Source organism: Luteimonas terrae, from assembly GCF_031457535.1.
Taxonomy (GTDB): Bacteria; Pseudomonadota; Gammaproteobacteria; order Xanthomonadales; family Xanthomonadaceae; genus Luteimonas; species Luteimonas terrae_A.
In genome coordinates, this window is the sequence record NZ_JAVDWO010000001.1 from 66,138 (window position 1) to 91,176 (window position 25,039).

Here is a 25,039-nt window from a genome sequence, read left to right on the forward strand (position 1 = left end):
TCCCCCACGCTTCACTGGAGCTTTCAATGACCCAATTCAAGGACAAGGTGGCGATCGTCACCGGCGGCGGCCGTGACATCGGCCGTGACATCTCGCTCAAGCTGGCTGCAGCCGGCGCGAAGGTCTGCATCAACTACGCCAACGACGAGGCCAGCGCGCAGGACACGCTCGAGCGGGTCCAGGCCGCGGGCGGCACCGCCATCGTCCATCGCGCCGACGTCACCGATGCCCAGGCCGTTGCCGGCATGGTGGCCGCCACCCAGGCCGCGTTCGGCGAGCGCATCGACGTGCTGGTCAACGTCGCCGGCGGCATGGTCCAGCGCCGTCCGCTGGCCGAGATCGACGAAGCGTTCTTCCACAAGGTGATGGACCTCAACATGAGCTCGGTCTACCTGACCACCCACGCAGTGGTGCCGCACATGCCCGAAGGCGGGGCGATCGTGAACTTCGCCTCGCAAGCCGGCCGCGATGGCGGTGGCCCGGGCGCAGCGATCTACGCCACTGCCAAGGCCGCGGTGATGACGTTTTCCCGCGCCATGGCCAAGGAGCTGGGCCCGCGCGGCATCCGCGTCAACGCATTGTGCTGCGGCATGATCGCCACCCGCTTCCATGACGAATTCACCAAGCCGGAAGTGCGCACCGCCGTCGCCGGCAACACGCCGTTGCGGCGCCAGGGGCGTCCGGAAGAAGCCGCCGATGCCGCGGTCTTTCTGGCATCGGACGCGGCCGGTTTCATCACCGGTGCCAACCTCGATGTCAACGGCGGCACCTACTTCTCCTAACCGCCCCGGGAGGGCTGCCATGCGGCGTTGGATCACTGCTTTCTCGATCGCATTTGCCACCAGCGCCGCAGCGCTGCCCGTCCACGCCCAGGTCTGGGTGCCGGCATGGACCGCATCGCCGGCACCGGACCGCCGGGAAGGCACGGCGGAGGCGCCGGTACAGTTCGCACACCAGACGGTCCGCCAGGACATGCGTCTGGCCAGTTCGGCCACGGCGCTGCGTTTCCGCATCAGCAATGAACTGGGCGAGGCGCCGCTGAAAATCGGCGGTGCATCCGCCCATCTCACCGGCGCCGCCACACCGGCAAAACCGGTGACCTTCGACGGTCGCAGCGCCGTGGTGGTGCCGGTCGGCGCCGCCCTGCTCAGCGACCCGGTGGAGATGACGGTACCCGCGCTGGCGGATGTCTCGCTCACCGTGTATTTCCCGGATGCCACAAAGCCCGCCGTGCGCCGCACCGCGCTACGCATCGCCGACGGCCAGCAACCCCAGGTCGGCGACGATGCGCCGCTGGCATACCGCCAGAACGTGGTCTCGGTGGTGCTCGCAGAACGCAGCGACACGCCGGTCGTGGTGGTCGCGCTCGGCGACTCGATCACCGAAGGCGCCACCGCCACACGCGGCAGCAACGGCGACTGGCCGGCACTGCTGGCCACCCGCCTGCAACAGGCCTGCCCCGACCAGGTGGTGCTGGTCAACGCGGGCATCAGCGGCAACAAGGTCATGGATCACGGCCGCAGCCACAGCGCACTGGCGCGCCTGGACCGCGACGTGATCGCGCTGCCGAACGTGGACCGCGTGATCCTGTTCGAAGGCATCAACGACATCCGCCACGACGGCGGCACCCCACCGTTGGCCGGCCGCAACGCCGAGGACATGATGCTGGGCTATCGCCAGATCGCCGAACGCCTGCATGCCAGCGGCATCGGCGCGATCGCCGCAACGATCACACCGTTCGGCGGCTCGGATCGCTACGAGCCGATCTCGGCCGCGACGCGCACCACGCTCAACACCTGGATGCGCAGCGGCCGCAGCGGTTTCGATGCACTGATCGACTTCGACCACATCCTGCGTGACCCGGACAACCCGGAATACTTGCCCGACGAGATCACGCGCGATCATCTCCATCCCAACGACGCAGGCTACCGGCGCATGGCCGACGGCATCGACCTGTCGCTGCTGGGGTGCCCGGCGCAGTAGCCGACCCGCATCGCGTGCGTTCGGATCGCGCGCATCCCGGCCCAGGTGCGCCATCGGCCGGCGTATCGACACGATCGGCACATGCATGCGCGCAGGCGCGCCTCTATGCTGCCCCGCTGTCCTACTGCCGGAATCGTTCGAATGCGCCGTTCCCTGCTCGCTGTCGCCGTGCTCACCGCCGCTCTCGCCGGCTGCAACCGCGAGGCGCCGACCACGCCCGCCACTACGCAGGACGGCGCGACCGCCACTGCGCCGTCGCAAGCCGACGCCGCATTCGCCGAACTGTCGAAGCGCTTCCTCGACGAGTCGATGCGAATGTCGCCGATCTCGGCCACGCAGATCGGGGACCACCGTTTCGACAGCGAAGTCGATGACGTGTCCGAAGCCGGCCGCCAGGCGGGGCTCGACTTCAACCGCCGTTACCTGACCGAGCTCGACGCGATCGATTTCGCCCAGCTCTCGCGCGACAACCATGTCGATGCGCTGATCCTGAAGAACACGCTCGAATACGGCATCTGGGACACCGAAACACTGCAGAGCTGGGCCTGGGATCCGCAGATGTACAGCGGCCTGGCCGGCGGCGCGATCTACACCCTGATGGCGCGCGAGTTCGCGCCGATGCCCGAGCGCCTGAAGTCGGCGACCGCGCGCATGGAGAAGATCCCGACAATCCTCGCCCAGGCGCGCGAGAACCTCGACCCGGCGCGCGTGCCTGCAACACATGCGCGCACCGTCGCCGCGCAGAACAAGGGCGTGCTGTCGCTGATCGACACCTTCATCACGCCCAACGCCGACCAGTTGCAGGGCGAGGACCGCACGCGTCTCGACGCCGCGGTGGAAACCCTGCGCGCCGCGGTCGACGAACACCAGGCCTGGCTCGACGGCACCCTCGTGCCGAACGCCAAGGGCGAGTTCCGCGTCGGCGCCGACATCTACGACCAGAAGCTCAAGTTCGCGCTCAATTCCTCGCTCAGCCGCCAGGACATCCGCCAGCGCGCGGAAGCCGAACTCGTGCGCATCCGCGACGAAATGTATGTCGTCGCCCAGGCCGTGCTGAAGGATCGCGAAGGTGCACCGGAAACCCCTGCGCAGCCGAGCGAGGACCAGCGCCAGGCGGCGATCGAAGCGGCGATGGAAGTCGCCTACGCCGACAAGCCGGGCCGCGATGAAGTCGTCGATTTCGCCAAGCACACGCTGGATGTGGCGACAGAGTTCACCCGCCAGCACGACCTGGTCACGGTGCCCGACGACCCGGTCAAGATCATCCTGATGCCGGAATTCCAGCGCGGCGTCGCGGTTGCCTATTGCGACTCGCCCGGCCCGCTCGACAAGGGCCTGGACACCTACTACGCGATCTCGCCGATCCCCGACGACTGGGACGACGGCCAGGTCGATTCGTTCCTGCGCGAATACAACAAGCACATGATCCACGTGCTGACGATCCACGAGGCGATGCCCGGTCATTACCTCGAAGGCGCGCATTCGGTGAATCACCCCTCGACGCTGCGCGCGGTGTTCCGCTCAGGCCCGTTCGCAGAAGGCTGGGCGGTCTACACCGAGCGGATGATGGCCGACGCCGGCTATGCCGACAACGATCCGCTGTTCCGCCTGATGCAGCTGAAGTTCTATGCGCGCGCCGTCGCCAACGCGATCCTCGACCAGGGCGTGCACGTCGACAACTGGACCAAGGAACAGGCGATGGATCTGATGGTCCGCCAAACCTTCCAGCAGACCAGCGAAGCCGAAGGCAAGTGGATCCGCGCGCAGCTGTCGTCCACACAGCTCGCCACCTACTTCGTCGGCGCGCAGGAACACTTCGACGCACGCAAGGCGGCCGAAGCCAAGGCCGGCGAGGCGTTCAACCTCAAGCAGTATCACGACGCCATGCTCGCCCAGGGCGCCCCGCCGGTGCGCTTCGCGCGTCAGCTGATGCTGGACGAGACGATCGAGTAAGCGGTTGGCTTTCGATCCGTTGATTGCCACGTAACGTCGCCCCGGCGCACGCCGGGGCCTGGTGACTTTGCGTCTGGAACGCGGTGATGCGGACGATCGATGCAATCCGCATCTGCGGCGCCGCAATCAACGCAATCTAGCGTCGACCCAACGAACCCTAGGATCGTCGCCCCAGCGGACGCTGGGGCCATTTTGATTTCTCTGCACGACAGCAAGATCAAAATGGATGACCAGCGCTACGCGCTGTTGTGAAGCTCTCCAGCATGACCAGACATACGTCTGTTGAGAGCCGCTGGGATGACGGCGTCTGGAGGCGTGCTGACAGACAGCGGATCGAGTTTCGGGTGTTCCGAAACGCAATTTCTTGATGACTTGCTCGTCGTCAAAGCAGAAGGCGCACCCGCGATATCATCGCACCATGCCTACACGCGCCTCGCTCCGCCACGCCGCCGCACGCATGCTCGATCCGCTGTGCAGCATGGGCCTGTGGCTCGGCACTATCTGCTTCGCCGCATCGCTCACGCCCAGCCTGATTCCGCGCGATGCGCTACTGCAGGGCGTGCTGTCGGGCATCGCATTCGCCGCCGGCTATGGCATCGGCGTGCTCGGACGCTGGCTGTGGATTTTCCTGGGATTGCCGCGACTGCGTGATCTGGCGATCGGGCGCGTGGCGACCGCGCTCGCCGTCGTCGTCTGCGCGGCGATGGTGATCGTGTTCCTGGCGCAGGCGTCCGGCTGGCAGAACGACATCCGCGCGCGCATGGGCATGGACGCGGTGGCGAGTGCGCGTCCGGTGTTCGTCGGTCTCGTGGCGAGCGGCGTCGCACTGGTGCTGCTGGTGCTCGGTCGGCTGTTTCGGGGCGTCGTGCATTTCCTGTCGCGGCGCCTCGGCCACCACCTGCCGCGACGCGTGTCGCTGATCGTCAGCGTCGCAGTTGCCGGCGTGGTGTTCTGGTCGATCGGCAACGGCGTGGTGTTCGAGGCCGGCCTGCGGGCGCTGGATTCGTCGTACCGGCAGCTCGATGCGGTGGTCGACACGACGCTCGAGCCGCCACTGGACCCGTTGAAGACCGGCAGCGAGGCGTCGCTGATCGGCTGGTCCGGGCTCGGCCGCATGGGGCGTGCCGCGGTGGCCGCGGGCCCCACGCAGACCGAGATTGAATCGCTGACCGGCCTGCCCGCGCAGGAGCCGCTGCGTGTGTATGTCGGCCTCAACTCGGCCGCCGACATCCGCGCGCGCGCCGATCTCGCGCTGGCGGAAATGATCCGCGTCGGCGCGTTCGAGCGCTCGACGCTGGTGATCAACACGCCCACCGGCACCGGCTGGCTCGACCCCGCGAGCCAGATGGCGATGGAGTACCTGCAGCGCGGCGATGTGGCCACGGTCTCGATGCAGTACTCGTATCTCGCCAGCTGGCTGGCGCTGATGGTCGACCCGACCTACGGCGCGGATTCGGCGCGCGCCTTGTTTGCCGCCGTGCACGGCCATTGGCGCACGCTGCCGCGCGACCGGCGCCCGCGCCTGTATCTGCACGGGCTGAGCCTGGGCGCGCTCAACTCGGATCTGTCGGTCGATCTGTTCGACATCCTGGGCGAGCCCTTCGACGGCGCGCTGTGGGCCGGCCCACCGTTCCCCAGCCGCACCTGGCGGCATGCAACGCAGGCGCGCGACCCCGGCACGCCCGCATGGCGGCCACGTTACGGCGACGGCTCGGTCGTGCGCTTCATGACCCAGGACGGCGCGCCGGCCGGCAATGCCGCCTGGAGCGGCCCGCGCATCGTCTATCTGCAATATCCCAGCGACCCGATCACGTTCTTCGAACCCGGCTCGGCGTTGCGCCGGCCGGTGTGGCTGTCCGGGCCCCGCGCAGACGATGTGTCCGATTCGCTGCGCTGGTTCCCTGTGGTGACGTTTCTGCAACTGGGCATGGACATGGCGGTCGCGACATCGACGCCGACTGGCTACGGGCATGTGTTCGCAGCCGAGGACTACGTCGATGCGTGGCTCGCGACGACGGCCTCGGATGGATGGGATGCGCCGACGGTGGCGGCGTTGAAGGCCAGGCTGGCGGCAGAGGGGCTGTAGCGGCGCGCTTGCGGCTTCCACGGGACACGCGCGCAACGGGAAATCCACATGCAAGCTCGTCCGATCCGCGGACGCGGCTCGCGCCCATGTCGGAAGACGTTGCATCAGCCCGATTCGAAGCCGCGCAGCGCGGTGATCGCGGCGATACCCCTCACTGCACGGCAGCCTCTGCGATTCTGTCAGGCGCGCGCGATGCGCGTCCGCGCGTCAATCACCGGGACGCGACGCCGGCACTTCGCGATGAAGTCGCTGGACCGGCGTTAGCGTGACCGCGCAGCGGTCGAGCATCGGCTCGATCTGGTCGAGGAAGCGCTCGATCGCTTCGGGCGTGTCCACCAGTTCGACGATCACTGGCAGATCGTCTGACAGGCGCAGGATCTTGCCGGTATGCAGGTGGCTGGTGTGGCCATACCCCAATGCGCCGCGCAGCACCGTGGCGCCCGCGATGCCGAGTTCGCGCGCCTTGAGCACGACGGCCTCGTACAACGGCTTGCCATCGAAGGTCTCGGCTTCGCCGACGAACATCCGTAGCGATGTGCCCGGGGTGGTCTGTCTCATCACAAGGTCTCCTGGAGACGGTTGAGTCGCGCGCCGACCGCATGGCCGCCCCACACCGCCAGCAGCCACGCGCTGATCGAGACGGCCAGATTGAGGCCGGCCAATGCCAACGCGCCCGCCTCGACAAGGTAGAGCGTTTCCAGACTGAAGACCGAAAAAGTCGTGAAGCCGCCGCAGAACCCTGCCAGCAGGAACTGACGCTGCGCGGGCGTGGCGAAGATCCGGCCGCCGGGTTCGGTTACTGCGGCAAACAGGCCGATGAGAAACGAACCGACCACGTTGACCGCCAAGCTGCCCCAGGGAAAGCCCGGCCCCAGAAGTTCGAGTGCCGCCACCGAACAGCCAAAGCGCGCGACCGCGCCCAGCGCGCTGCCGAGCATCACCGCGGCATAGACACGCCCGGCACTCATCCCCGGCCCCAGACCTGCAGCATCAGCAGATACCCTGCCGACACCGCGGCCAGGCATCCGATCAGCGACGCGGCGACATTGCCCACGGCGCGTGCGTACTCGCCGTCGCGCAACAGCGCCAGCGTCTGCAGCGAGAACGAAGACACGGTGGTGTAGCTGCCGAGCACGCCGATCACCAGCCCGGTCCACAGCGATGCATGGAGCACGGCATGTCCGGGGCGGTCGGTCAGCAGCGCGGCCAGCACGCCGATCGCGAATGCGCCGCTCAGGTTGACCACGAGCGTGCCCCAGGGAAAGGTCTCGCCGATCCGGCGCGCAACCAGGCCCGACAGCCAGAACCGCGCCGCGCCGCCGAGGGCGCCCCCGATCGCGACTCCCATGAGCTGCAGCGCCCAGTGCATGGCGTCTCCTGTGGACGGATCGTCCGCGCGCCGCCCGGACGGACAGCGCCGCCGCACACTACGTGCGATGCCAACGGGTGGCAAGACGTCTGATTGCGCGGCAAGCCGGCATGCCCTGGTCGAGAACAGGCGTGATACGCGCGCCCGGCGCAGGCGCCTGGGTCAGACTGAAATCGCCGGGATACACGCATCGGGCCATGCGTGCGCGCCTGCCGCACGCGAATCCATCGCATGCCTGTCCTCAACTATCGCGCCCGCTGTGCCGTGTCGATCCGCCCCGACCGCATCTCACTGCCACTAGATGCGCGCCGACGCGAACGCTTCGCCCAGCGTCTGCACGTTTCCGCAGTAGCTCGGGTCGTAGCCCGGCAGCAGCCCGAGTTCGCGCCGGAAGCGATCGCTGCGCAGCAGCGTCAGCAGGTCGACCAGCCGGCCGGCGTCGAGCATGTCGCTGTGGCACAGGAAAAAATAGTGCTCGGTGATCAGCGGGAAGAAATCCAGTCCGTACTTGCGCGCCGGCGGTTCCAGCGCGAAGCCGACATCCGCCAGGCCGCTGGCGACATAGGCCGACACGGCCGCGTGGGTGAGCTCTTCGACATCGCAGGCGCGAATGCGTTCGAAAGCAATGCCGTGGCGCGCGAGCATCGACTCGAGCAGCAGCCGCGTGCCCGAGCCGGGCTGGCGGTGGATCATGCGGATGTCCGGGCGCTCGAGGTCCTGCAGCGTGTGGATGGCGCGCGGATTGCCGGGCGCAAGCACCAGGCCCTGCCGACGCATCGCCAGATGGATCACACGGTCGGCGTCGAGATCGAGACGGTCGCGGTAGTGCGCGAACAGTACCGGTTCCAGTTCCCCGATCGGCAGGTGCAGGCCGGCGACGTCGCAGGCACCGCTGCGCAGCGCAACCAGCGCGTCGTCGGGACTGCGGTACTTGAGATCTAGCGCGAGGCCGGCCTCGGCCATCGTGCGGCGCAGCGTTTCCACGCCGAACCCGTGCGAGGCATGGATGCGCAATGGCGTGGCGTGCGCACTGACGGTGCGCTCGAGCTCGGCTTCGAGCTCGGTCGCGAGGCTGTCGAGCATCGGCGACAGGCGCGCGGCGATACGGCTATCGGCCCAGACCAGCCGTTCGCCAATCGCCGTCAAACGCGCGCCACGGCCGCGGGTCATGCGCAGCAGCGGCTGGCCAAAGACCTCGCGCGCATCCTGCAGTTGCCCCCACGCATAGCGATAGGAGAGGCCGACCTTGCGCGCCGCCGCAGCCAGCGAGCCGGTGGCGCGGACTGCGATCAACAGCTCGACCAGGTGCGAGGGCAGCGTTGCGCCGGCGCTGTTCTCCAGTTCCCAGCGCGGCTGGATGCGGACCTTGTACATCGGCGCTTCCTCCGAACCTGCTGCAGCGCAGCGCGCACGGGCCGCAGGTTCAATATGTTCTGGAAAGCCGGATATTCGACCATTGGAACTGGTAGCACAAGCAACACGGGAGTACGGTTGCGGCGATTTGTCGCAGCCAATATGTATTCAAGAGCATACGTGGGCGACAGAAGTCAGATATCGGCACATCGACCCGGGGAGGATTCATGGCCACCAGTTCCGCAACGACACATCCCGCCAGCAGCGCCCGCGAAGGCAGCCTGCTGTCGAAAGAACGCATCATCGCCAAGCCAGGTTTCAACCGCTGGCTGGTGCCGCCGGCCGCCCTGGCGATCCATCTGTGCATTGGCATGGCCTACGGCTTCAGCGTGTTCTGGCTGCCGCTGTCGAAGGCAGTCGGCATCGATGCCGCGATCGCCTGCGGCCCCGACATGGGCTTCTTCGCCCGCATCACCTCGGCCAGCTGCGACTGGAACATCAGCGAGCTGCAGTGGATGTACACGCTGTTCTTCGTGTTGCTGGGCTGCTCGGCGGCGATCTGGGGCGGCTGGCTGGAACGCGTCGGCCCGCGCAAGGCCGGCTTCGTCGCGGCGCTGTGCTGGTGCGGCGGCCTGCTGATCTCCGCGCTCGGCGTCCACCTACACCAGATCTGGATGCTGTGGCTGGGCTCGGGCGTGATCGGCGGCATCGGTCTGGGCCTGGGCTACATCTCGCCGGTGTCGACGCTGATCAAGTGGTTCCCGGACCGCCGCGGCATGGCGACCGGCATGGCGATCATGGGTTTCGGCGGCGGCGCACTGATCGGCAGCCCGCTGGCCGACATGCTGATGCGCCACTTCGCCACCCCGACCTCGGTCGGCGTGAAGGAAACCTTCCTGGTGATGGCCGCGGCCTACTTCGTCTTCATGATGGCCGGCGCGTTCGGCTACCGCGTACCGCCGACCGGCTGGAAGCCCAAGGGCTGGACACCGCCGCCGGCGAAGGACAACGCGATGATCACCCAGGGCCACGTGCACGTGAAGCGCGTCTGGGGCATTCCGCAGTTCTGGCTGGTGTGGGCGGTGCTGTGCCTCAACGTGTCGGCCGGTATCGGCGTGCTGGGTCTGGCCTCGCCGATGCTGCAGGAGATGTTCGGCGGCCGCCTGATCGGCATCGATGTGGGCTTCGGCGAACTGAGCACCGAGCAGCTGTCGGCCATTGCCGCGATCGCCGCGGGCTTCGTCGGCATGCTGAGCCTGGCCAACATCATCGGCCGCTTCTTCTGGGCCTCGATGTCGGACAAGTTCGGCCGCAAGGTCACCTATTCGATCTTCTTCGTGCTCGGCATCGCGCTCTACGCCGCTGCGCCGACGCTCGGCAATGCGGGTTCGATCGCGCTGTTCGTCGCGGCGTTCTGCGTGATCCTGTCGATGTACGGCGGCGGTTTCGCCACCGTGCCGGCGTATCTGGCCGATCTGTTCGGCACCCAGCACGTCGGCGCGATCCACGGCCGCCTGCTGACCGCCTGGGCGACGGCCGGCATCCTCGGTCCGTTCGTCATCGGCTACATGCGCGAGTACCAGCTGGGCCTGGGCATGCCGCCGTCGCAGGTCTACAACACCACGATGTACATCCTCGCCGGCATGCTGGTCCTGGGCCTGATCTGCAACCTGCTGGTGCGTCCGGTGAACGCCAAATACTTCATGTCGCCCGAGGAACTCGCCCACGAGAAGCAACTGGCGCACGAGAAGGTCGACGCGTCGGGCAAGTCGCTGGTGTCGCAGGACGAGATGGACCGCATCGGCGCAGGTGGCAACCCGGCACTGGTGGCGTTCTGCTGGGCCGCGGTCGGCATTCCGCTCGCATTCGGCATCTGGAAAACGCTGGAAAAAGCCCTGGTGTTGTTTACCTGAGGCATGACGCAGGACCGGCGGCCGCTCACGCAGTCGTCGGTACCCTCCTGACATGACACGTTCCCACGACAGCGATCTCCATGCCGACCCGACGACTGCCGGCGCCGTGCGCCGTCCGGTCGAACGCTGGCGCGACGGCGCAGTGCGCCAGATCGACGACCACGTCGCCGAGGAAGTGCCGGTGGCCTTCGTCTACAACGACGTACCGTTCGCGGTGATGATGGCCACGCCTGCGGATCTCGAGGATTTTGCGCGGGGTTTCGCGATCAGCGAAGGCATCGTCGATGCACCCGGCGATGTGGCGATCGAAGGCGTCGAGCATTTCATCGAAGGCATCGAAATCCGCCTGCGGATTCCCGAGGCGCGCGCGGACGCATTGGCATTGCGTCGCCGCAGCATGAGCGGCCGCAGTGGCTGCGGCGTCTGCGGCAGCGAACTGCTGGAAGCCGCGTTGCGTTATCCGGCTCCGGTCACGACCGATGTCCGCGTGTCACCCGAATCACTGTCACTTGCATTGCGCGCACTGCGCGATGCGCAATCGATCGCTGCCCTCACTGGCGCCACGCACGCGGCAGGCTGGGCGTCGCTCGATGGCACGCTGCAACTCGCACGCGAGGATGTCGGCCGCCACAACGCGCTCGACAAACTCATCGGCGCGCTGCACGCCACTGACTTCGATCCCGCCACCGGTTTCCTCGTCGTCACCAGCCGCGCCAGCTATGAAATGGCGATGAAGGCGGCCAGCGTCGGCATCGCATTGATGGCGGCGATTTCTGCGCCGACCGCGCTGGCGATCTCACTGGCCGAGCGCGCCCATCTCACCCTGATCGGTTTCGCCCGCGACGACGGGCATGCCGTGTACACCCACGCGCAGCGGCTGCTCCCCCCGTCGGCGACATCGCCGGCTGCCGCGCGCCCAGGCAGGAATTCCGCACCATGAGCAACGACACGATCCGCAAGTACGACGGTCCCGCCGGTGGCTGGGGCGCGCTCAAGAGCGTGGCCAGGCACCTGAGCGAACAGAAGATCGCGGTCAGCGGCGCCAAGACCCTCCTGCGCGCCAACCAGCCCGACGGCTTCGACTGCCCCGGCTGCGCCTGGCCCGACCGCGACCACACCTCCACCTTCGAGTTCTGCGAAAACGGCGCCAAGGCCGTGGCGGCGGAAGCAACGAAATTCCGTGCCGGTCCCGAGCTGTTCGCCAAGTACACCGTCACGCAGCTGGCCGAATACAGCGACTACTGGCTGGAACAGCAGGGCCGCCTAACCACGCCGATGCGCTACGACGCGGCCACCGATCACTACGTGCCGGTGAGCTGGGACGAGGCGCTCGGGCTGGTCGCGCAGCACTTGAATGCCCTGCCCTCGCCCGACAACGCGATCTTCTATACCTCGGGCCGCACCTCGAACGAAGCCGCGTTCCTCTACCAGTTGTTCGTGCGCGAATACGGCACCAACAATTTCCCCGACTGCTCGAACATGTGCCACGAGTCGTCCGGCACCGCGCTGAAGAAGCAGATCGGTGTCGGCAAGGGCACGGTCTCGCTGCACGATTTTGAACTGGCCGACGGCATTTTCATTTTCGGCCAGAACCCGGGCACCAACCATCCGCGCATGTTGGGTGAGCTGCGCGAGGCGGCGAAGCGCGGCGCGAAGATCGTCTCGTTCAATCCGCTGCGCGAGCGCGGTCTGGAGCGCTTCGCCGATCCGCAGGACAAGCTGGAGATGGCGACCTACGGCTCGACGCAGATCTCCTCGGACTACTTCCAGCTCAAGATCGGCGGCGATCTCGCCGCGGTGAAGGGCATGATCAAGCACGTACTCGAGCGCGACATCGAGGTCACCGGCAACGGCGGCGCGACGTTGCTCGACCAGGCGTTCATCACCGAACACACGACCGGTTTCGACGCGTTCGTCGCCGACGTGCTGGCCGAGCCGTGGGACGTGATCATCGAGGAATCCGGACTCGACGAAGCGCAGATCCGCCGCGCCGGCGAGCTGTATCTGTCCTGCGAGCGCGTGATCCTGTGCTGGGGCATGGGCATCACCCAGCACAAGCATTCGGTCGCAACGATCAACGTGTTGACGAACCTGCTGCTGCTGCGCGGCAACCTGGGCCGCACGGGCGCCGGCGTGTGCCCCGTGCGCGGCCACAGTAACGTGCAGGGCGACCGCACGATGATGATCTACGAGAAGCCGCCGGTCGCATTCCTCGATCGCATCCGCGACGTGTTCGGCTTCGAGCCGCCACGCGAGGAAGGCTTCGATACGGTCGGCGCGATCGAGGCGATGCTCGACGGCCGCGGCCAGGTGTTCTTCGGCATGGGCGGCAACTTCGCCATCGCCACGCCCGATTCCGACGCGACCGCACGCGGCCTGCGCAACTGCGCACTGACCGCGCACGTGACCACCAAGCTCAACCGCAGCCACCTGATCCACGGCAAGGACGCGCTGATCCTGCCGTGCCTGGGCCGCACCGAAATCGACATCCAGACCGGTGGCCCGCAGGGCGTGACCGTCGAGGATTCGATGAGCATGGTGCACCTGTCGTCGGGCATCAATCCGCCGGCGTCCGACACGCTGCTGTCGGAACCGGCGATCGTCGCGCGTCTCGCACACGCCACGCTCGGCGCACGGTCGAAGATCGACTGGCTGGGCGCAATCGAGGATTACGACCGCATCCGCGACATGATCGCGATGACGTTCGAAGACTTCCACGACTTCAATACCCGCGTGCGCGTGCCCGGCGGCTTCCGTCTTTCCAACACCGCGCGCGATCGCAAATGGGCGAACCCCGCCGGCAAGGCGGTGTTCTTCGCCTGTCCGGTGCCCACCGACAATCCGATCCACCGCGCACGCCGCATGCACGGCACGCAGCCGGTGTTCACGCTGGCGACCACGCGCTCGCACGATCAGTACAACACCACGATCTACGGCCTCGACGACCGCTATCGCGGCGTGTTCGGCGAGCGCCGCGTGCTGTTCGCGCATGCCGACGACATCGCCGCGCTGGGCATGAAAGCGGGCGACTGGGTGGATCTGGAAAGCATCTGCGAGGACGGCGTGCGCCGGCAGGCGCCGCGCTTTCTGCTGGTCGAGTACAACATCCCGCGCGGGTGTCTGGCGGCCTACTACCCGGAGACCAATCCACTGGTACCGCTGTCGAGCTTCGCCGACGAATCGCGCACGCCGACGTCCAAGTCGGTGCCGGTCATCGTCACCCCGCACGTCACCGACGTCGGCGCGCACATGCCGCGCCAGCGCGACATCCCCGCCGCCGTTGTCCGCTGACGAAGCCCTGCTGCAGGCGCTGCTCACCGAATTGGCGGCAGCGCCCGACGGCATGTCGCTGCCACGGCTGTGCAAGCGGCTCGGCGTGCGCATGAGCGTGCTGCTGCGCACGCTCGCCTACCTGGGTGATGAACGCATCGGCGATGCGCAGGGACCAGGCTGGGTGCGCACGGTCGAAGACGGCGCGCGAACACTCGCACACCTCACCGACAGCGGACGCGCTGTCGCGATGTCGCTGGTGGATCCGGACGACAGCCCGGCGCACTGATGCCGGGTACGGTGTCTGCTTGCGCTTGACCGCGTCGAACTGTTGGGTTTCCGAAGCGTTGTCCACACCGGGTGTGGACGGTCTGCTGACAAAGATGTGGATAAGCCTCGCGAACCCGCTCCGCCGGCGGCCCGGAAACGACTGATCAATCTTTCACCACCGGCGTCTTGCGCACACCACGTCACTCTTGATCCGCGCAGCGCAACGTGCATGCGTGCACTGAGCGCCCGACGTCGCACAGCGCGCATCGAGATTGACGGCCCTCGCCGCCGAATCAAGGCGTTGCGAGCTGCACATCTTCCGCGAGCGAACGTGCTTGACGCGCGGTCATCGAATCACCCGGCGCCGGTTGTCCACACCGGGTGTGGATGCTCTGATGACAAAGGTGTGGATAAGCGCCGCGAGGCCGCATCGGAAGCGGCCTGTTTCGATGCGGTCAAAAAATCACCACGCGCGCATCCCCGATGAAAACGTCCACTTGATCTGCGCAAGCGGATATGCACTTGCGTGCGTTCGATCGGGTGGAGGCTTCGATCAATCCGCCGGATCCGACCACACCGCGAACTCGTTGCCGCTGGGCTCGGCGAAATGGAAACGACGGCCGCCTGGAAACTCAAACACCGGCTTGAGGATCGTGCCACCCGCCGCTTCGACCTTCGCCAGCGTCTCTTCGATGCGTGCGCTGTAGAACACCAGCAGCGCACTGCCCGCTTCGCTGCGCGCCTGCAGGTCCGCGCGGTAAAAGCCGCCGTCGAGCCCCTGGTTCGCGAACGCGACGTAATCAGGCCCGTAGTCCTCGAAGGTCCAGTCGAACGCCTGCGCGAAGAAGCGCTTTGTCGCGTCCAGGTCGCGGGCGGGGAATTCAACGTAGTCGAGTTTTGCGTGGGCGGGCATGGACATGGGCTCCGGTCGTGGTCCGAGGATCATGCCGCATTGCGCCGGGCCGGACGCGGCGAACGCTTCGTGTGCTGCGGCGAATCTGCGCAGCAGGCGCCGCGCCACCCACCAGTTCTTCGCCGGCACGATCAGACCGGACTCGAACGGGGTGAACACGACCGTCATGACCAGCATCGGCGCCAGGCCGATCGTGCCCGCACGCGGATCGATCGCTCGGCACAGACGGTGAACCCGCGAGGCACAGACCAGCACCGGCGGCACGGTCAGCAGCGCCAGCAGGACCGCGATTTTCAGACCGGGCCCGTCACGGTGCAGCCAGGCGAACCCGCACATGGTCATGAACCAGAACGCATGCAGCAGGTAGGCACGCTTCAGCCGCCTGCACGCATACGACAGCGCAATCGCTGATGAAGGCGTGCCGTTGATGCCGGCGTCGTCGCGCATCGCTCGAAACCCGGGAGCGCCGGCAGAACACCGCGCAGTGGAATCATCCGACGTATGCAAGCTGACACCGCAACACGCCCTTGATCGCATGGTCTGCAGAACGGAGCCACACATGTTCGCCGGTGCCCTCAAGCACAAACGACGGCAAGGTGTCGGCCGACGCAGATGCCGTGTGGATCATCCGTATCCGCTGCGTGCGCTGGTCGAGCGTGGTGATCTCGTAGGCACCCAGCCGCGCACCACGTGGCGCGTTGACCTGGATCATCGCGATGGAATCGCCCCCGATGAACTCGAAACCGTATTCCCGACCGCCGCCCCTGGCTTCGAAATCACACATGGTGTGCGTGGCACCGGCTTGTGCGCAGACGACCAGCAGCACGAGCTGTGCGGAGCCACGCCAAAGAATCCGCGCCACATTCGTCTTGCGTTCCTGCGTGATTCCCATCTGTGCGCTCCTTCGCCGTCCAGCCGGTATCGCCTGCCGAGTGTTGCGTGCCTGCGGAATCCGATGCCCGCAGCGAACCCTCTCAGGCGACGCCTGCGGGCACGAAGCCCGAGTCGTAAAGCGTCTGCAGGGGCGCGAACAGGGGCCGCGGCAGATCGGCCCATTGGAACCAGTGCCAGCCCAGACACTTGTCAGGTTCGAGCGCCACCGGGTCACCGGTCGCCCCGGCAGTGACGAACAGGGTGACGTAGTGACGGCCCTCGGCCACGAAGACGTCGCTGGTGTACGGCGCGGATACGATGTCGTGTATCGCGAGACCGGTTTCCTCCAGCACTTCGCGCCGCGCGCAATCGGCGACCGTTTCGCCGAACTCCAGATGCCCACCCGGCAAGGCCCAGGTGCCCGCGCCATGCGAGCCGGCACGTTCGCCGAGCAGCACGTTGCCATCGCGGACGATGATCACGCCGACGCCGACGCGTATCGCCTGTGTGTCTCCGGTCATCTGGTCGCCTTGTCCTGCAACGCGCTGAAGTGGAATCGATACAGGATACGGCCCTCGCCACTGCCGGCTTCGCGCATCTATCGCGATGGGCCGCTCCAGAAATCATGCGCGGCTATCGGGCACGGACCCGATGCGGCCCGTTCCGGCGAAGCACTCCGCACTAAGGACGGTTATAGCGTGGGCATTTGACCCGTCTCGACGCACCTGCCGCCGGGCGATCACGCGTGACGTGCGCCCCACGCCATCTCGAACCACCGCGACAGGCGCGCGCCTGCCTCAAGCCGAAACGGCTCCAGATTGAACCCATCGGGCGGGCCGCTCTGGGGCTCGATGCAGGTCGCGTGCGCGGGCGCGTCGTAGACAACCCAGTGGCTGCAGTCCGAGCTCAGCTGCAGACGGTGGCCTTCACGATGCAGCACCGCGCCTGTGGCACCGACGAAACAGTCGTCCCACGGTGGTGTCGGAATCGGCCCCAGCGGCAGCGTCGCGAGACCCTCGGCATCGCGCGGGTACACCTGCGCCGGCGCGAACGCCACACGGTCCGGCTTGCGGAACCAGGGATGCCAGCCGATGACCGCGGGCATTGCATCCTGTCCCGCATCCAGGCGCAGCGTCAGACGCAGGCGTCGCGGCGTGAGCCGGATCGTCTGACGCACCGCCCCGCCGAACGGCCAGCGCGCATCGCACGGCAGCCGCAGCGCCAGCACGATGCAATCGGCGGTATGTAGTTCGACCGTCCATGGCAGCGCGAAGCCGACGCCGTGGATCGCGTGCGCGCCGAGATTGGGCGTCAATGTATGGTCGCGCCCGTCGAACCGGAAGCTGCCGTCCCGCACCCGCCCGGCCCACGGCACCATCGGGTAGCAGCCCCACGCGATCGTGCCCGGATGCCCGTCCTCGGGACCGACCAGCTGCGGCACGCCGTCATGGATGATCTGGGCGATACGCCCGCCCGCCGCAGGCGCGACGATGACCGACAGCGTGCCGCAGGCGATGCGCAGCAACCGCCCGGCTGCGAGTGGCGCCAGCGCGGCGTCAGGCTCAGCCGCCATAGGGATCGATCGTGCGGATCCGCCCCGTCTCGTCGTGATGCAGTTCGGTGACCTTGACCGTGCGCAGATGGGTCACGCCGCCCGAGTGCAAGGCATCGTGGTAGTACAGCCACCAGCGGCTATCGAACTCGACGATGGAATGATGCGTCGTCCAGCCGACCACCGGTTTGAGGATCACGCCTTGGTAGGTGAACGGCCCGTAGGGGCTGTCGCCCACGGCGTAACACAGCAGGTGCGTGTTGCCGGTCGAATAGGAGAAGTAGTACTTGCCTGCATGCCGGTGCACCCACGGCCCTTCGAAGAAACGTCGCGTGTCGTCGTCGGCGCGCAGCGGCGCTCCGTGTTCGTCGAGGATCAGCACCTCGCGCGTCGGCTCGTCGAGTTCGAGCATGTCCGCGCGCAGCCGGGCCACCCGCGCGCCCAGCGCGGGCGCGCCGCCAACGGGTTCTTCGTGCGTGGCGTCGCGGACGTTGTCGCGGTACTTCTGCAGCTGGCCACCCCAGATGCCACCGAAGTAGAGGTAATGCGCGTCGCCGTCGTCGTAGACCGCCGGGTCGATCGAATAGGTCCCGGCCATCGCCTCGGGCTGCGCGGTGAACGGGCCTTCCGGCCGCTCACCGACCGCCACACCGATCCGGAAAATGTCGTCGGCGTCCTTGGCCGGGAAATAGAAGTAGTAGCGACCATCGCGACACGCGGCGTCCGGTGCCCACATCTGGCGCACCGCCCAGGGCACGTCGCGCACGTGCAGGGCGACGCCGCAGTCGACGGCCTCGCTGTCGGGCGCGTCCATGCGCAGCACGTGGTAATCCTCCATGCCGAAGTGCCCGCCCTCGTCATCGAACGGCTTGCCGGCATCGATGTCGTGCGAGGGGTAGACGTAGACGCGGCCTTCGAACACGTGCGCCGAGGGATCGGCGGTGTAGAGGTGGGTCACCAGCGGTGGCGAGATCGCGCGAGCGGCCAGCAGCTCGAGTTCGGCCGAAAGCGCCTCGTCTCCGGGCGCGGACGCAGGGGGCGGTGGCGTGGAATGCGCGCTCATACGGCCTCCACCCCTGCGCGCAGACGGCGCTCGGCGAGCTCGCGCTCCAGGCGCGACTCCATGGTCCGGTCGATCCGGTAGAAGAACAGCAGACCGACCGCGAGCAGGAACGGCGTCGCGCAGTACAGGCTGATCGCGAGGCGGATGCCATCGACGACCGGCGCCGATTGCGCGCCGCCGCCGGTCTCGTAGCCGTAGCGCGCGAGGATCGCCGCGACCAGCGCGCCGCCGATGCTGAGCCCGACTTTCAGGCCGCAGATCATCGCCGAGAAGATGATTGCCGTCGCGCGCCGGTTGTTCTGCCATTCGGAATAGTCGGCGACGTCGGCGATCATCGCCCACAGCAGCGGGATGGTGATGCCGTAGAAGAAGCCGTGCAGGATCTGCGACCCGAACACCAGCCAGATCGCGTCGGGCGGGTAGACGTAGAACGCCAGCACGAACAGCGTCGACACGAACAGCGCGCCGCCGAACACGTCGCGTTTGCCGAAGCGTTCGGCCAGCGGCCGCGACAGGCCGATGCCGAGGATCATGAAGACGATGCCGCCGGCATTGAACAGGCTGAAGGCCGACGTCGGTGCGTCTTCCGGCCACTGGAAACCGGCCAGGCCCACGCCGGTCAGTGTCGCGTTGAGCCCGCCGATGAAGCTGTTGAAGCCGGTGCCCTGCAGGAACGCCGCCAGCGCGGTCGCGTCGAGGTAGTACTGGAAGTAGTAGATCGTCATGCCGCCCTTGAGCGCCAGGGTGACGAACACCAGCACGGTCAGCGTCAGCATGATCAACCAGGGCCGGTTGTGGACGAGATCGGTCAGGTCCTGGCGCACGCCGGACGACTGCGCGGCCGTCGGCACGATGCGCTCGCGGGTGGTCAGGAACGTGATCAGGAAGAACACCGTGCCGACGATGGCGAAGATCGTCATGACCTGTTCGAAGCCGCGCACGCGGTCGCCGTCACCGAGGATCAGCACCATCGGCAGCAGCAGCACCTGGATAACGAACTGCGCCACCATCACCGCGACGAAGCGGTACGACGACAGGCTGTTGCGCTGGTCCATGTTGCCGGTCAGCACCCCGCTGAGCGCCGAATACGGCAGGTTGTTGGCGCCGTAGACCAGCACCAGCAGGGTGTAGGTCACCAGCGCATAGACCACCTTGCCGCGCTCGCCGAGGTCCGGCGTGCTGAAGGCCAGCAGCGACAGCACGCCGAACGGGACGGCGGTCCACAGGATCCACGGCCGGAACTTGCCCCAGCGCGTGCGGGTGCGGTCCGCCAGCAGGCCGATGATCGGCGTGAACACGAACGCGCCGAGCAGGCCGACGACGAAGATGATCGTCGCAGCCGTTGCCGCCGGCAGCTCGTAGACATCGGTATAGAAGAACGCCAGATACGTGACCAGCGTCTGGAAAATCAGGTTGGCGGCGAGATCGCCAAGGCTGTAGCCGACCTTCTCGCGGACGGACAGCACCTCGGACACGCTGGGCGGAAGCACGGGATTCATTGCGGAGGGGGATCCGGTGTGGGGACGGCCGATGCCGACGTTGCGTCAAGGACCCGGACACGTCCACCGGCGCGCATCAGTCACCGCAAGGGCTGCGGCGCCGGTGACACGTCGATGGGCGTGACGCGAGGAAAAACACGACCCGCCCCGGCGCCGGAACGCCGGGACAGACCGTGGGGAGGCGGGCACAGCGGGACCCGGATTCAGAACGTGCCCCGGATGCCGATGGTGTACGTGGTGCCGGGGTCGTAGAGATCGTTGACGGCATTGGCGTACCAGAAGTTCGAACGCCGCTCCTCCCCGGTGATGTTGAGGATGTTGAACGTGATCTGCGGCTTCGATGGCAGGTTGGCCAAGGTGTAGCCGGCCGACAGGTCCAGCTGCCCACGGTCGTCACCGAAGATCTGCGCCTCCGGAATGCCCTGCTGGTTGGGACCGGTGCCGAAGGCGCCTTCCTGCCAGGAGTAGGACAGCCGCAGCGATGCGACATCGTTTTCCCAGTACGCGGTCGCGTTCCACAGCGATGGCGCCACGCCGTAGACATTGCCCGACAAGGCGCTGGCATCGCGGCCCTCGGTGGAGATGTCGATCTTGGTGTAGTTGGCCATGAAGCCCAGGCCATCGAACACGAAGCTCAGCGGCTGCACCCAGATCGCTTCCCAGCCGCGGATGTTGAGCGCCGCGTCGGCGTTGACCTGCTGATTGACGTTGACCGTGGCGACGCCCGGACCGCCGCGGTTGTTGATCGCGTCCCGCTGGGTTTCGGTCAGATCCTCGAACGGGATGCCCAGATCCAGGAACGGACGCGTGGTCACGCCCTGGAAGGTGTAGCCCTCGACCCGCTTGTTGAAGAGCGTCAGGCCGACGAAACCCTCGTCGCCGGTGTACCACTCGCCGCCGAGGTCGAAGTTCGTCGACAGATACGGCGTGAGTTCCGGGTTGCCCTGCGAGGCGACCTGCGCCGACTGGTCGGTGAAGACCGTCGAGGGCAGCATCGAACTCGGATTGGGGCGGGTCATGGTGCGCGAACCCGACATGCGCAGCACCACCTTGTCGGCGACATCCCAGGCCGCACTGAAGGACGGCAGCCACTCGCTGTAGTCGCCGGTCAGGGTCTGGTACTGGCGTACGCCGCCGATCGTCACCGGGCCCGCAATGTCCTGATCGGTGCTGGCCCAGCGCATGCCCGCGTTGAAGCGCAGGTTGCGGTTCCAGATCTCGGTTTCGCCGTTGAGTTCGATGTACGCCGCCAGCGTACGCTCGGTAAAGCCACCGGTCGCACCGCCGGTATTGGGACCGCCGGATTCCGGGGCCTCGTCGCGGTAGCGGTAATAATCGGTCGCGTTCTTGAAGCGGTTGCCGTCAACGGTGATGAAACCCTGCGGCCCAGGCAGCAAATACGACGCCAGCTCGGCGTTGGTGATCAACGCGCCCGCGTTGCCATCACAGGCCGGCCGCGGATCAGGAACACTGCCGTCGGGGTTCAGACCGCGGCACACCAAATCCTCCCACGCGGGGCTGTTGTCGAAGCCGCGGATCGTGCGGGCGTTGCGGTCCCAGGCCACGCCGACCCGGACGTTGCGGCTGTCCTCGCCGAACTGCAGGTCAGCCCGGACGCCGCTCGTCTCGGTCACCCGCTTTTCGTTCTGCACGTTGACGCGGCCACCGCCGGCCCAGCTCCAGCCGAGATTCGGATCGTTGAGATCGAGATCGGAATTGAAGGTCGGCACGCCGCCGTCGTTGGCGTACTGCACGGTGGTGAACGGCGAGTTGATGAGGATCGTCGGCGACTCGCGGAACATCCAGCTGCGACTCATGTTGGCTTCGACGTCCAGCTTGACGTCGTCGGTGAACCAGAACGTCGCGCCGGGGGTGACGTGCCAGTACTGCACGTCTTCTTCGTACGGCCGGTATTCGAGGAAGAACTGCGCGTTGGTGAAGGTTGCATCGGTGACCACGTTGTTCGCATCGAGCTGCATGTCGATCGGAATCAGCTGACCGTTGCGACCAATCAGGTTGACGTCGATGCGCTCGTTGGTGCGCTTGGCTTTGGTGTACAGCGCATCCACCCAGACATGCAGCCGATCGCTCGGGCGCCATTCCATCGAAGCCAGCACCGCGTCACGGTCGCGATCGCCGGACATGTACACCGGACGTCCGAGCCGCGGGATCAGGGCCTCGCCGATCTGATCGGTCGTCAGGCCCGGATTGTTGGCAAGCAACCAGGCGGCATCGATCGGGGTGCCTGGCGTGAGGCCGGCTGCACGCGTCGACGCGTTGTCGGGCACGACGTCCGGAATCCGCCAGCCATTGCCGCCTGTCACGTTGCAGCGTTCGCCGAGCGCGGGAAATCCGCCGGCCGCACCACCGTTGCCGCACTGCGCATTGGTGAGGTTGGGATTGGTCCAGCCGATCGTCTCGAAACCTTCGACGCCGATCTTGCCGCGCGACGAGGTCACGCCGACCAGGGTACCGAAGGTGCCCTCGTCGTTGGTCCAGCTGAAGATCGACGAGCCGCGCGGGCTGGTCTTCTCGCTGACGTCGTTGTAATCCGCCTGCAGGTGATAGGTGACATGGGTGCCCGGCATGTCGAACGGACGCACGCTGCGCATGTCGACCACGCCGGCAGCGCCACCTTCGGGCAGGCTGGCCTGCGGCGACTTGTACACCGTGACCTGGTTGAAGAATTCGGTCGGGAAGATGTTGAGATCGACCTCGCGGTTCTGGTTGGTCGCGTCCAGGCCGATCGATGCGGTGGCCACCGATGCGCCATTGATCAGCGTCTTGGTGAAGCTGCTGCCCAGGCCGCGGATCGCGATGTTCAGGCCTTCGCCGTTGACGTCGCGATTCAACTGGATGCCCGGGATGCGGGTCAGCGATTCGGCGATGTTGGTATCGGGAAACTTGCCCAGATCTTCGGCGAAGATCGAATCAGTGAAGCCGGTGGAATCGCGTTTCGCGTCGGTGGCGAACTGCAGGCTCTGACGGTAGCCGGTGACCGACACCGTATCGAGCTGGGTGACGGCAGCGGATTCCGCCGGTTGCGGCGGTGTCGGCTCCGGCGGGGATGGAGGCGGCGGATTCTGGGCCAGCACGGATGCGCTCGCCATTCCCAGAAGCGCCAGACTCAACGCGCGTGACAATGTGGTTCGTGTGACATTCACTTGCACCGTACTCCCCTCCCGTTTCTGGTGACTGGCTGTCCGGACGCGTGTGCGCGTCGGCAGCATGGCTTGTTCTGCGTGTACCCCGACCCCGCGGAAACCGGTGTTCCGAGATGACGTTTTCAAGGTAGCGCTATCATTCTGCCGCCGTCACGCTGCGCAGCAGCATGGCGAACAACGCGCCGATAATCGTGTTTTTACGCTGCATTGCAGCGCATATCGGTCGCTGGGAACTCCGCAACGCGGGATTGATGCGCTGCAGAACGCCTTCGCGAATCGCCTGTGTTAGTGATAGCGCTATCACTGATCGGGCGAATTCCGCCAGGGGACATCGATGGTGCCGACACCGAGGCGCGCGCCCAACGCGCAGCAAATCCGCCAATGAATACGCCCGTCGACGCTGTGCGTGACGCGCCCTCGCCCGTCGGTACGATCAGCCGATATCGCTGGGTGATCTGCGCGCTGCTGTTCTTTGCGACCACGATCAATTACGTCGATCGCGCAGTGCTGGGCGTGCTGGCGCCGACGCTGCGCGTCGAATTCGGCTGGACCGAACAGGACTACGGCGTGATCAGCGCGTCCTTCACCCTGGCGTATGCGATCGGCTTCCTGTTCGCAGGCTGGTTCATCGATCGCGTCGGCACGCGCGTCGGCTACAGCGTGTATCTCACCTTGTGGTCGTTCGCGGCCGCGGCGCATGCACTGGCGAAGTCGGTCATCGGTTTCAGCATCGCGCGCTTCGTGCTCGGTCTGGGCGAATCGGGCAATTTCCCCGCTGCGGTAAAGACCGTCGCCGAGTGGTTTCCCAAGCGCGAGCGCGCGTTCGCGACCGGCGTCTTCAATGCCGGCTCCAACATCGGTGCGATCGTGGCGCCCCTGCTGGTGCCGTGGCTGGCGCTCACCTGGGGCTGGCGCACGGCCTTCGTCGTGACCGGGCTGGCCGGTCTGGTGTGGCTCGCGTTCTGGTTGCCGGTCTACCGGCGTCCGGCCGAACACCCCAAGGTGTCGCCGGCGGAACTGGCATTGATCAACAGCGATCCACCCGACCCGCCGGTGCGTGCCTCGTGGCTGCAACTGCTGCGCTTCCGCCAGACCTGGGCGTTCACGGTGGGCAAGTTCCTCAGTGACTCGGTGTGGTGGTTCTACCTGTTCTGGTTTCCGATGTTCCTGGCCGACCGCTTCGGCGTGGACCTGCGCACGATCGGCCTGCCGATGGTGACCGTGTTCCTGCTCGCGGACGTCGGTTCAGTGGGCGGCGGCTGGTTCAGTTCGCGGCTGATGCAGCGCGGCTGGAGCGCTAATGCGGCGCGCAAGACCACGATGCTGATCTGCGCGCTGTGCATCCTGCCGGTGGTGTTCGCGCCGCATGTGGAAGGCCAGTGGGTCGCGGTGTGGTTGATCGGGCTCGCGGCCGCGGCGCACCAGGGCTTTTCCGCCAATCTGTTCACGCTGACCTCGGACATGTTTCCACGCGCCGTCGTCGCGTCCGTGGTCGGCATCGGCGGCTTCGCCGGCGCGATGGGCGGTTTCTTCATGAACCTCGGCGCCGGCTGGCTGCGCGGCTATACCGGCAGTTACGCCGCGATGTTTTTCATGGCCGGTGGCGCGTATCTCGCCGCGCTGCTGGCGATCCATGTCCTGGCGCCGCGTCTCGAACCCGCGCGCCTCGACCTCGCACCCCGCGTGTCGTCGTGACCGTCACGCGGATCCGTCCTGCAGCATCCATCCCGCGGGCGAACGCCACGCCTCGACTACGTTCCATGCCCGCCCCATCGTGC

General features: G+C 66.7%; 20 protein-coding genes. 9 read left to right on the forward strand and 11 right to left on the reverse strand.

The window, feature by feature from the left end:
* The first annotated feature begins 26 nt into the window (after window positions 1-26).
* From J2W68_RS00255 to J2W68_RS00270, 4 genes are all read left to right on the forward strand, one after another.
* Window positions 27-782, forward strand: coding sequence for an SDR family NAD(P)-dependent oxidoreductase (locus J2W68_RS00255; RefSeq protein ID WP_310231454.1), 756 nt, complete (start codon window positions 27-29; stop codon window positions 780-782).
* Window positions 783-801: 19 nt separating this feature from the next.
* Window positions 802-1,983, forward strand: a complete 1,182-nt coding sequence (locus tag J2W68_RS00260) for a GDSL-type esterase/lipase family protein (protein ID WP_310231457.1) — start codon at window positions 802-804, stop codon at window positions 1,981-1,983.
* 141 nt (window positions 1,984-2,124) lie between these two features.
* Window positions 2,125-3,936, forward strand: a complete 1,812-nt coding sequence (locus tag J2W68_RS00265) for a DUF885 domain-containing protein (RefSeq protein ID WP_310231459.1) — start codon at window positions 2,125-2,127, stop codon at window positions 3,934-3,936.
* Window positions 3,937-4,354: 418 nt separating this feature from the next.
* Window positions 4,355-6,022, forward strand: coding sequence for an alpha/beta hydrolase (locus J2W68_RS00270; RefSeq protein WP_310231462.1), 1,668 nt, complete (start codon window positions 4,355-4,357; stop codon window positions 6,020-6,022).
* 207 nt (window positions 6,023-6,229) lie between these two features.
* On the opposite strand, the gene J2W68_RS00275 is transcribed toward J2W68_RS00270, so the two are convergent.
* The 4 genes from J2W68_RS00275 to J2W68_RS00290 all read right to left on the reverse strand — a co-directional run bounded on the left by J2W68_RS00275 (window position 6,230) and on the right by J2W68_RS00290 (window position 8,765).
* Window positions 6,230-6,580: a DUF190 domain-containing protein gene (locus tag J2W68_RS00275; protein ID WP_310152578.1), complete on the reverse strand. Its 351-nt coding sequence runs from the start codon at window positions 6,578-6,580 to the stop codon at window positions 6,230-6,232.
* Window positions 6,580-6,990 carry a CrcB family protein gene (locus J2W68_RS00280; RefSeq protein WP_310152574.1) on the reverse strand — a complete coding sequence of 137 codons (411 nt, stop codon included), beginning with the start codon at window positions 6,988-6,990 and terminating at the stop codon, window positions 6,580-6,582. The genes J2W68_RS00275 and J2W68_RS00280 overlap by 1 nt, the downstream gene beginning before the upstream one ends.
* Complete coding sequence (gene crcB, locus J2W68_RS00285) at window positions 6,987-7,391, reverse strand: fluoride efflux transporter CrcB (protein WP_310152571.1); 405 nt, start codon at window positions 7,389-7,391, stop codon at window positions 6,987-6,989. The genes J2W68_RS00280 and crcB overlap by 4 nt, the downstream gene beginning before the upstream one ends.
* A gap of 297 nt (window positions 7,392-7,688) precedes the next feature.
* On the reverse strand, window positions 7,689-8,765 hold the full coding sequence (locus tag J2W68_RS00290; RefSeq protein WP_310231463.1) for a substrate-binding domain-containing protein: 1,077 nt from the start codon (window positions 8,763-8,765) through the stop codon (window positions 7,689-7,691).
* A gap of 206 nt (window positions 8,766-8,971) precedes the next feature.
* Here J2W68_RS00290 and J2W68_RS00295 point away from each other — a divergent pair, with 206 nt between their 5' ends.
* Genes J2W68_RS00295 through J2W68_RS00310 form a run of 4 tightly spaced genes read left to right on the forward strand, consistent with a single transcriptional unit; the run spans window position 8,972 to window position 14,216 of the window.
* On the forward strand, window positions 8,972-10,657 hold the full coding sequence (locus tag J2W68_RS00295) for an OFA family MFS transporter (RefSeq protein ID WP_310152567.1): 1,686 nt from the start codon (window positions 8,972-8,974) through the stop codon (window positions 10,655-10,657).
* 52 nt (window positions 10,658-10,709) lie between these two features.
* Window positions 10,710-11,597 (forward strand): formate dehydrogenase accessory sulfurtransferase FdhD, encoded by an 888-nt coding sequence (fdhD, locus tag J2W68_RS00300; RefSeq protein ID WP_310231466.1) that lies wholly within the window; start codon window positions 10,710-10,712, stop codon window positions 11,595-11,597.
* Window positions 11,594-13,948 (forward strand): FdhF/YdeP family oxidoreductase, encoded by a 2,355-nt coding sequence (locus tag J2W68_RS00305; RefSeq protein ID WP_310231468.1) that lies wholly within the window; start codon window positions 11,594-11,596, stop codon window positions 13,946-13,948. The genes fdhD and J2W68_RS00305 overlap by 4 nt, the downstream gene beginning before the upstream one ends.
* The gene (locus J2W68_RS00310; RefSeq protein ID WP_310231472.1) at window positions 13,938-14,216 is read left to right on the forward strand and encodes a hypothetical protein; all 279 of its coding nucleotides are present in this window, start codon (window positions 13,938-13,940) and stop codon (window positions 14,214-14,216) included. The genes J2W68_RS00305 and J2W68_RS00310 overlap by 11 nt, the downstream gene beginning before the upstream one ends.
* A gap of 534 nt (window positions 14,217-14,750) precedes the next feature.
* Here J2W68_RS00310 and J2W68_RS00315 read toward each other — a convergent pair.
* From J2W68_RS00315 to J2W68_RS00345, 7 genes are all read right to left on the reverse strand, one after another.
* Window positions 14,751-15,557, reverse strand: coding sequence for a VOC family protein (locus J2W68_RS00315; protein WP_310231476.1), 807 nt, complete (start codon window positions 15,555-15,557; stop codon window positions 14,751-14,753).
* Between the two features lie 43 nt (window positions 15,558-15,600).
* Window positions 15,601-16,002 carry a hypothetical protein gene (locus J2W68_RS00320; protein ID WP_310152555.1) on the reverse strand — a complete coding sequence of 134 codons (402 nt, stop codon included), beginning with the start codon at window positions 16,000-16,002 and terminating at the stop codon, window positions 15,601-15,603.
* A gap of 82 nt (window positions 16,003-16,084) precedes the next feature.
* The gene (locus J2W68_RS00325) at window positions 16,085-16,504 is read right to left on the reverse strand and encodes a nucleotide triphosphate diphosphatase NUDT15 (RefSeq protein WP_310152552.1); all 420 of its coding nucleotides are present in this window, start codon (window positions 16,502-16,504) and stop codon (window positions 16,085-16,087) included.
* Between the two features lie 218 nt (window positions 16,505-16,722).
* A complete protein-coding gene (locus J2W68_RS00330) occupies window positions 16,723-17,556 on the reverse strand; it encodes an aldose epimerase (RefSeq protein ID WP_310152550.1) in 834 nt (277 codons plus the stop codon).
* Window positions 17,546-18,598, reverse strand: coding sequence for a glycoside hydrolase family 43 protein (locus tag J2W68_RS00335; RefSeq protein WP_310231478.1), 1,053 nt, complete (start codon window positions 18,596-18,598; stop codon window positions 17,546-17,548). Before J2W68_RS00335 ends, J2W68_RS00330 begins: the two co-directional genes overlap by 11 nt.
* Window positions 18,595-20,097 (reverse strand): MFS transporter, encoded by a 1,503-nt coding sequence (locus tag J2W68_RS00340; protein ID WP_310231481.1) that lies wholly within the window; start codon window positions 20,095-20,097, stop codon window positions 18,595-18,597. Before J2W68_RS00340 ends, J2W68_RS00335 begins: the two co-directional genes overlap by 4 nt.
* A gap of 203 nt (window positions 20,098-20,300) precedes the next feature.
* On the reverse strand, window positions 20,301-23,267 hold the full coding sequence (locus J2W68_RS00345; RefSeq protein ID WP_310231484.1) for a TonB-dependent receptor: 2,967 nt from the start codon (window positions 23,265-23,267) through the stop codon (window positions 20,301-20,303).
* Between the two features lie 375 nt (window positions 23,268-23,642).
* Between J2W68_RS00345 and J2W68_RS00350 the strand changes: the two genes are divergently transcribed.
* Window positions 23,643-24,956 (forward strand): MFS transporter, encoded by a 1,314-nt coding sequence (locus J2W68_RS00350; RefSeq protein WP_310231486.1) that lies wholly within the window; start codon window positions 23,643-23,645, stop codon window positions 24,954-24,956.
* Window positions 24,957-25,039: the final 83 nt, after the last annotated feature.

Excerpts from the sequence above, each read along its gene's own strand:
- J2W68_RS00255 (WP_310231454.1), top strand. The coding sequence starts at position 27 with ATGACCCAATTCAAGGACAAGGTGGCGATCGTCACCGGCGGCGGCCGT.
- J2W68_RS00260 (WP_310231457.1), top strand. The coding sequence starts at position 802 with ATGCGGCGTTGGATCACTGCTTTCTCGATCGCATTTGCCACCAGCGCC.
- J2W68_RS00265 (WP_310231459.1), top strand. The coding sequence starts at position 2,125 with ATGCGCCGTTCCCTGCTCGCTGTCGCCGTGCTCACCGCCGCTCTCGCC.
- J2W68_RS00270 (WP_310231462.1), top strand. The coding sequence starts at position 4,355 with ATGCCTACACGCGCCTCGCTCCGCCACGCCGCCGCACGCATGCTCGAT.
- J2W68_RS00275 (WP_310152578.1), bottom strand. The coding sequence starts at position 6,580 with ATGAGACAGACCACCCCGGGCACATCGCTACGGATGTTCGTCGGCGAA.
- J2W68_RS00280 (WP_310152574.1), bottom strand. The coding sequence starts at position 6,990 with ATGAGTGCCGGGCGTGTCTATGCCGCGGTGATGCTCGGCAGCGCGCTG.
- crcB (WP_310152571.1), bottom strand. The coding sequence starts at position 7,391 with ATGCACTGGGCGCTGCAGCTCATGGGAGTCGCGATCGGGGGCGCCCTC.
- J2W68_RS00290 (WP_310231463.1), bottom strand. The coding sequence starts at position 8,765 with ATGTACAAGGTCCGCATCCAGCCGCGCTGGGAACTGGAGAACAGCGCC.
- J2W68_RS00295 (WP_310152567.1), top strand. The coding sequence starts at position 8,972 with ATGGCCACCAGTTCCGCAACGACACATCCCGCCAGCAGCGCCCGCGAA.
- fdhD (WP_310231466.1), top strand. The coding sequence starts at position 10,710 with ATGACACGTTCCCACGACAGCGATCTCCATGCCGACCCGACGACTGCC.
- J2W68_RS00305 (WP_310231468.1), top strand. The coding sequence starts at position 11,594 with ATGAGCAACGACACGATCCGCAAGTACGACGGTCCCGCCGGTGGCTGG.
- J2W68_RS00315 (WP_310231476.1), bottom strand. The coding sequence starts at position 15,557 with ATGCGCGACGACGCCGGCATCAACGGCACGCCTTCATCAGCGATTGCG.
- J2W68_RS00320 (WP_310152555.1), bottom strand. The coding sequence starts at position 16,002 with ATGGGAATCACGCAGGAACGCAAGACGAATGTGGCGCGGATTCTTTGG.
- J2W68_RS00325 (WP_310152552.1), bottom strand. The coding sequence starts at position 16,504 with ATGACCGGAGACACACAGGCGATACGCGTCGGCGTCGGCGTGATCATC.
- J2W68_RS00330 (WP_310152550.1), bottom strand. The coding sequence starts at position 17,556 with ATGGCGGCTGAGCCTGACGCCGCGCTGGCGCCACTCGCAGCCGGGCGG.
- J2W68_RS00335 (WP_310231478.1), bottom strand. The coding sequence starts at position 18,598 with ATGAGCGCGCATTCCACGCCACCGCCCCCTGCGTCCGCGCCCGGAGAC.
- J2W68_RS00340 (WP_310231481.1), bottom strand. The coding sequence starts at position 20,097 with ATGAATCCCGTGCTTCCGCCCAGCGTGTCCGAGGTGCTGTCCGTCCGC.
- J2W68_RS00350 (WP_310231486.1), top strand. The coding sequence starts at position 23,643 with ATGAATACGCCCGTCGACGCTGTGCGTGACGCGCCCTCGCCCGTCGGT.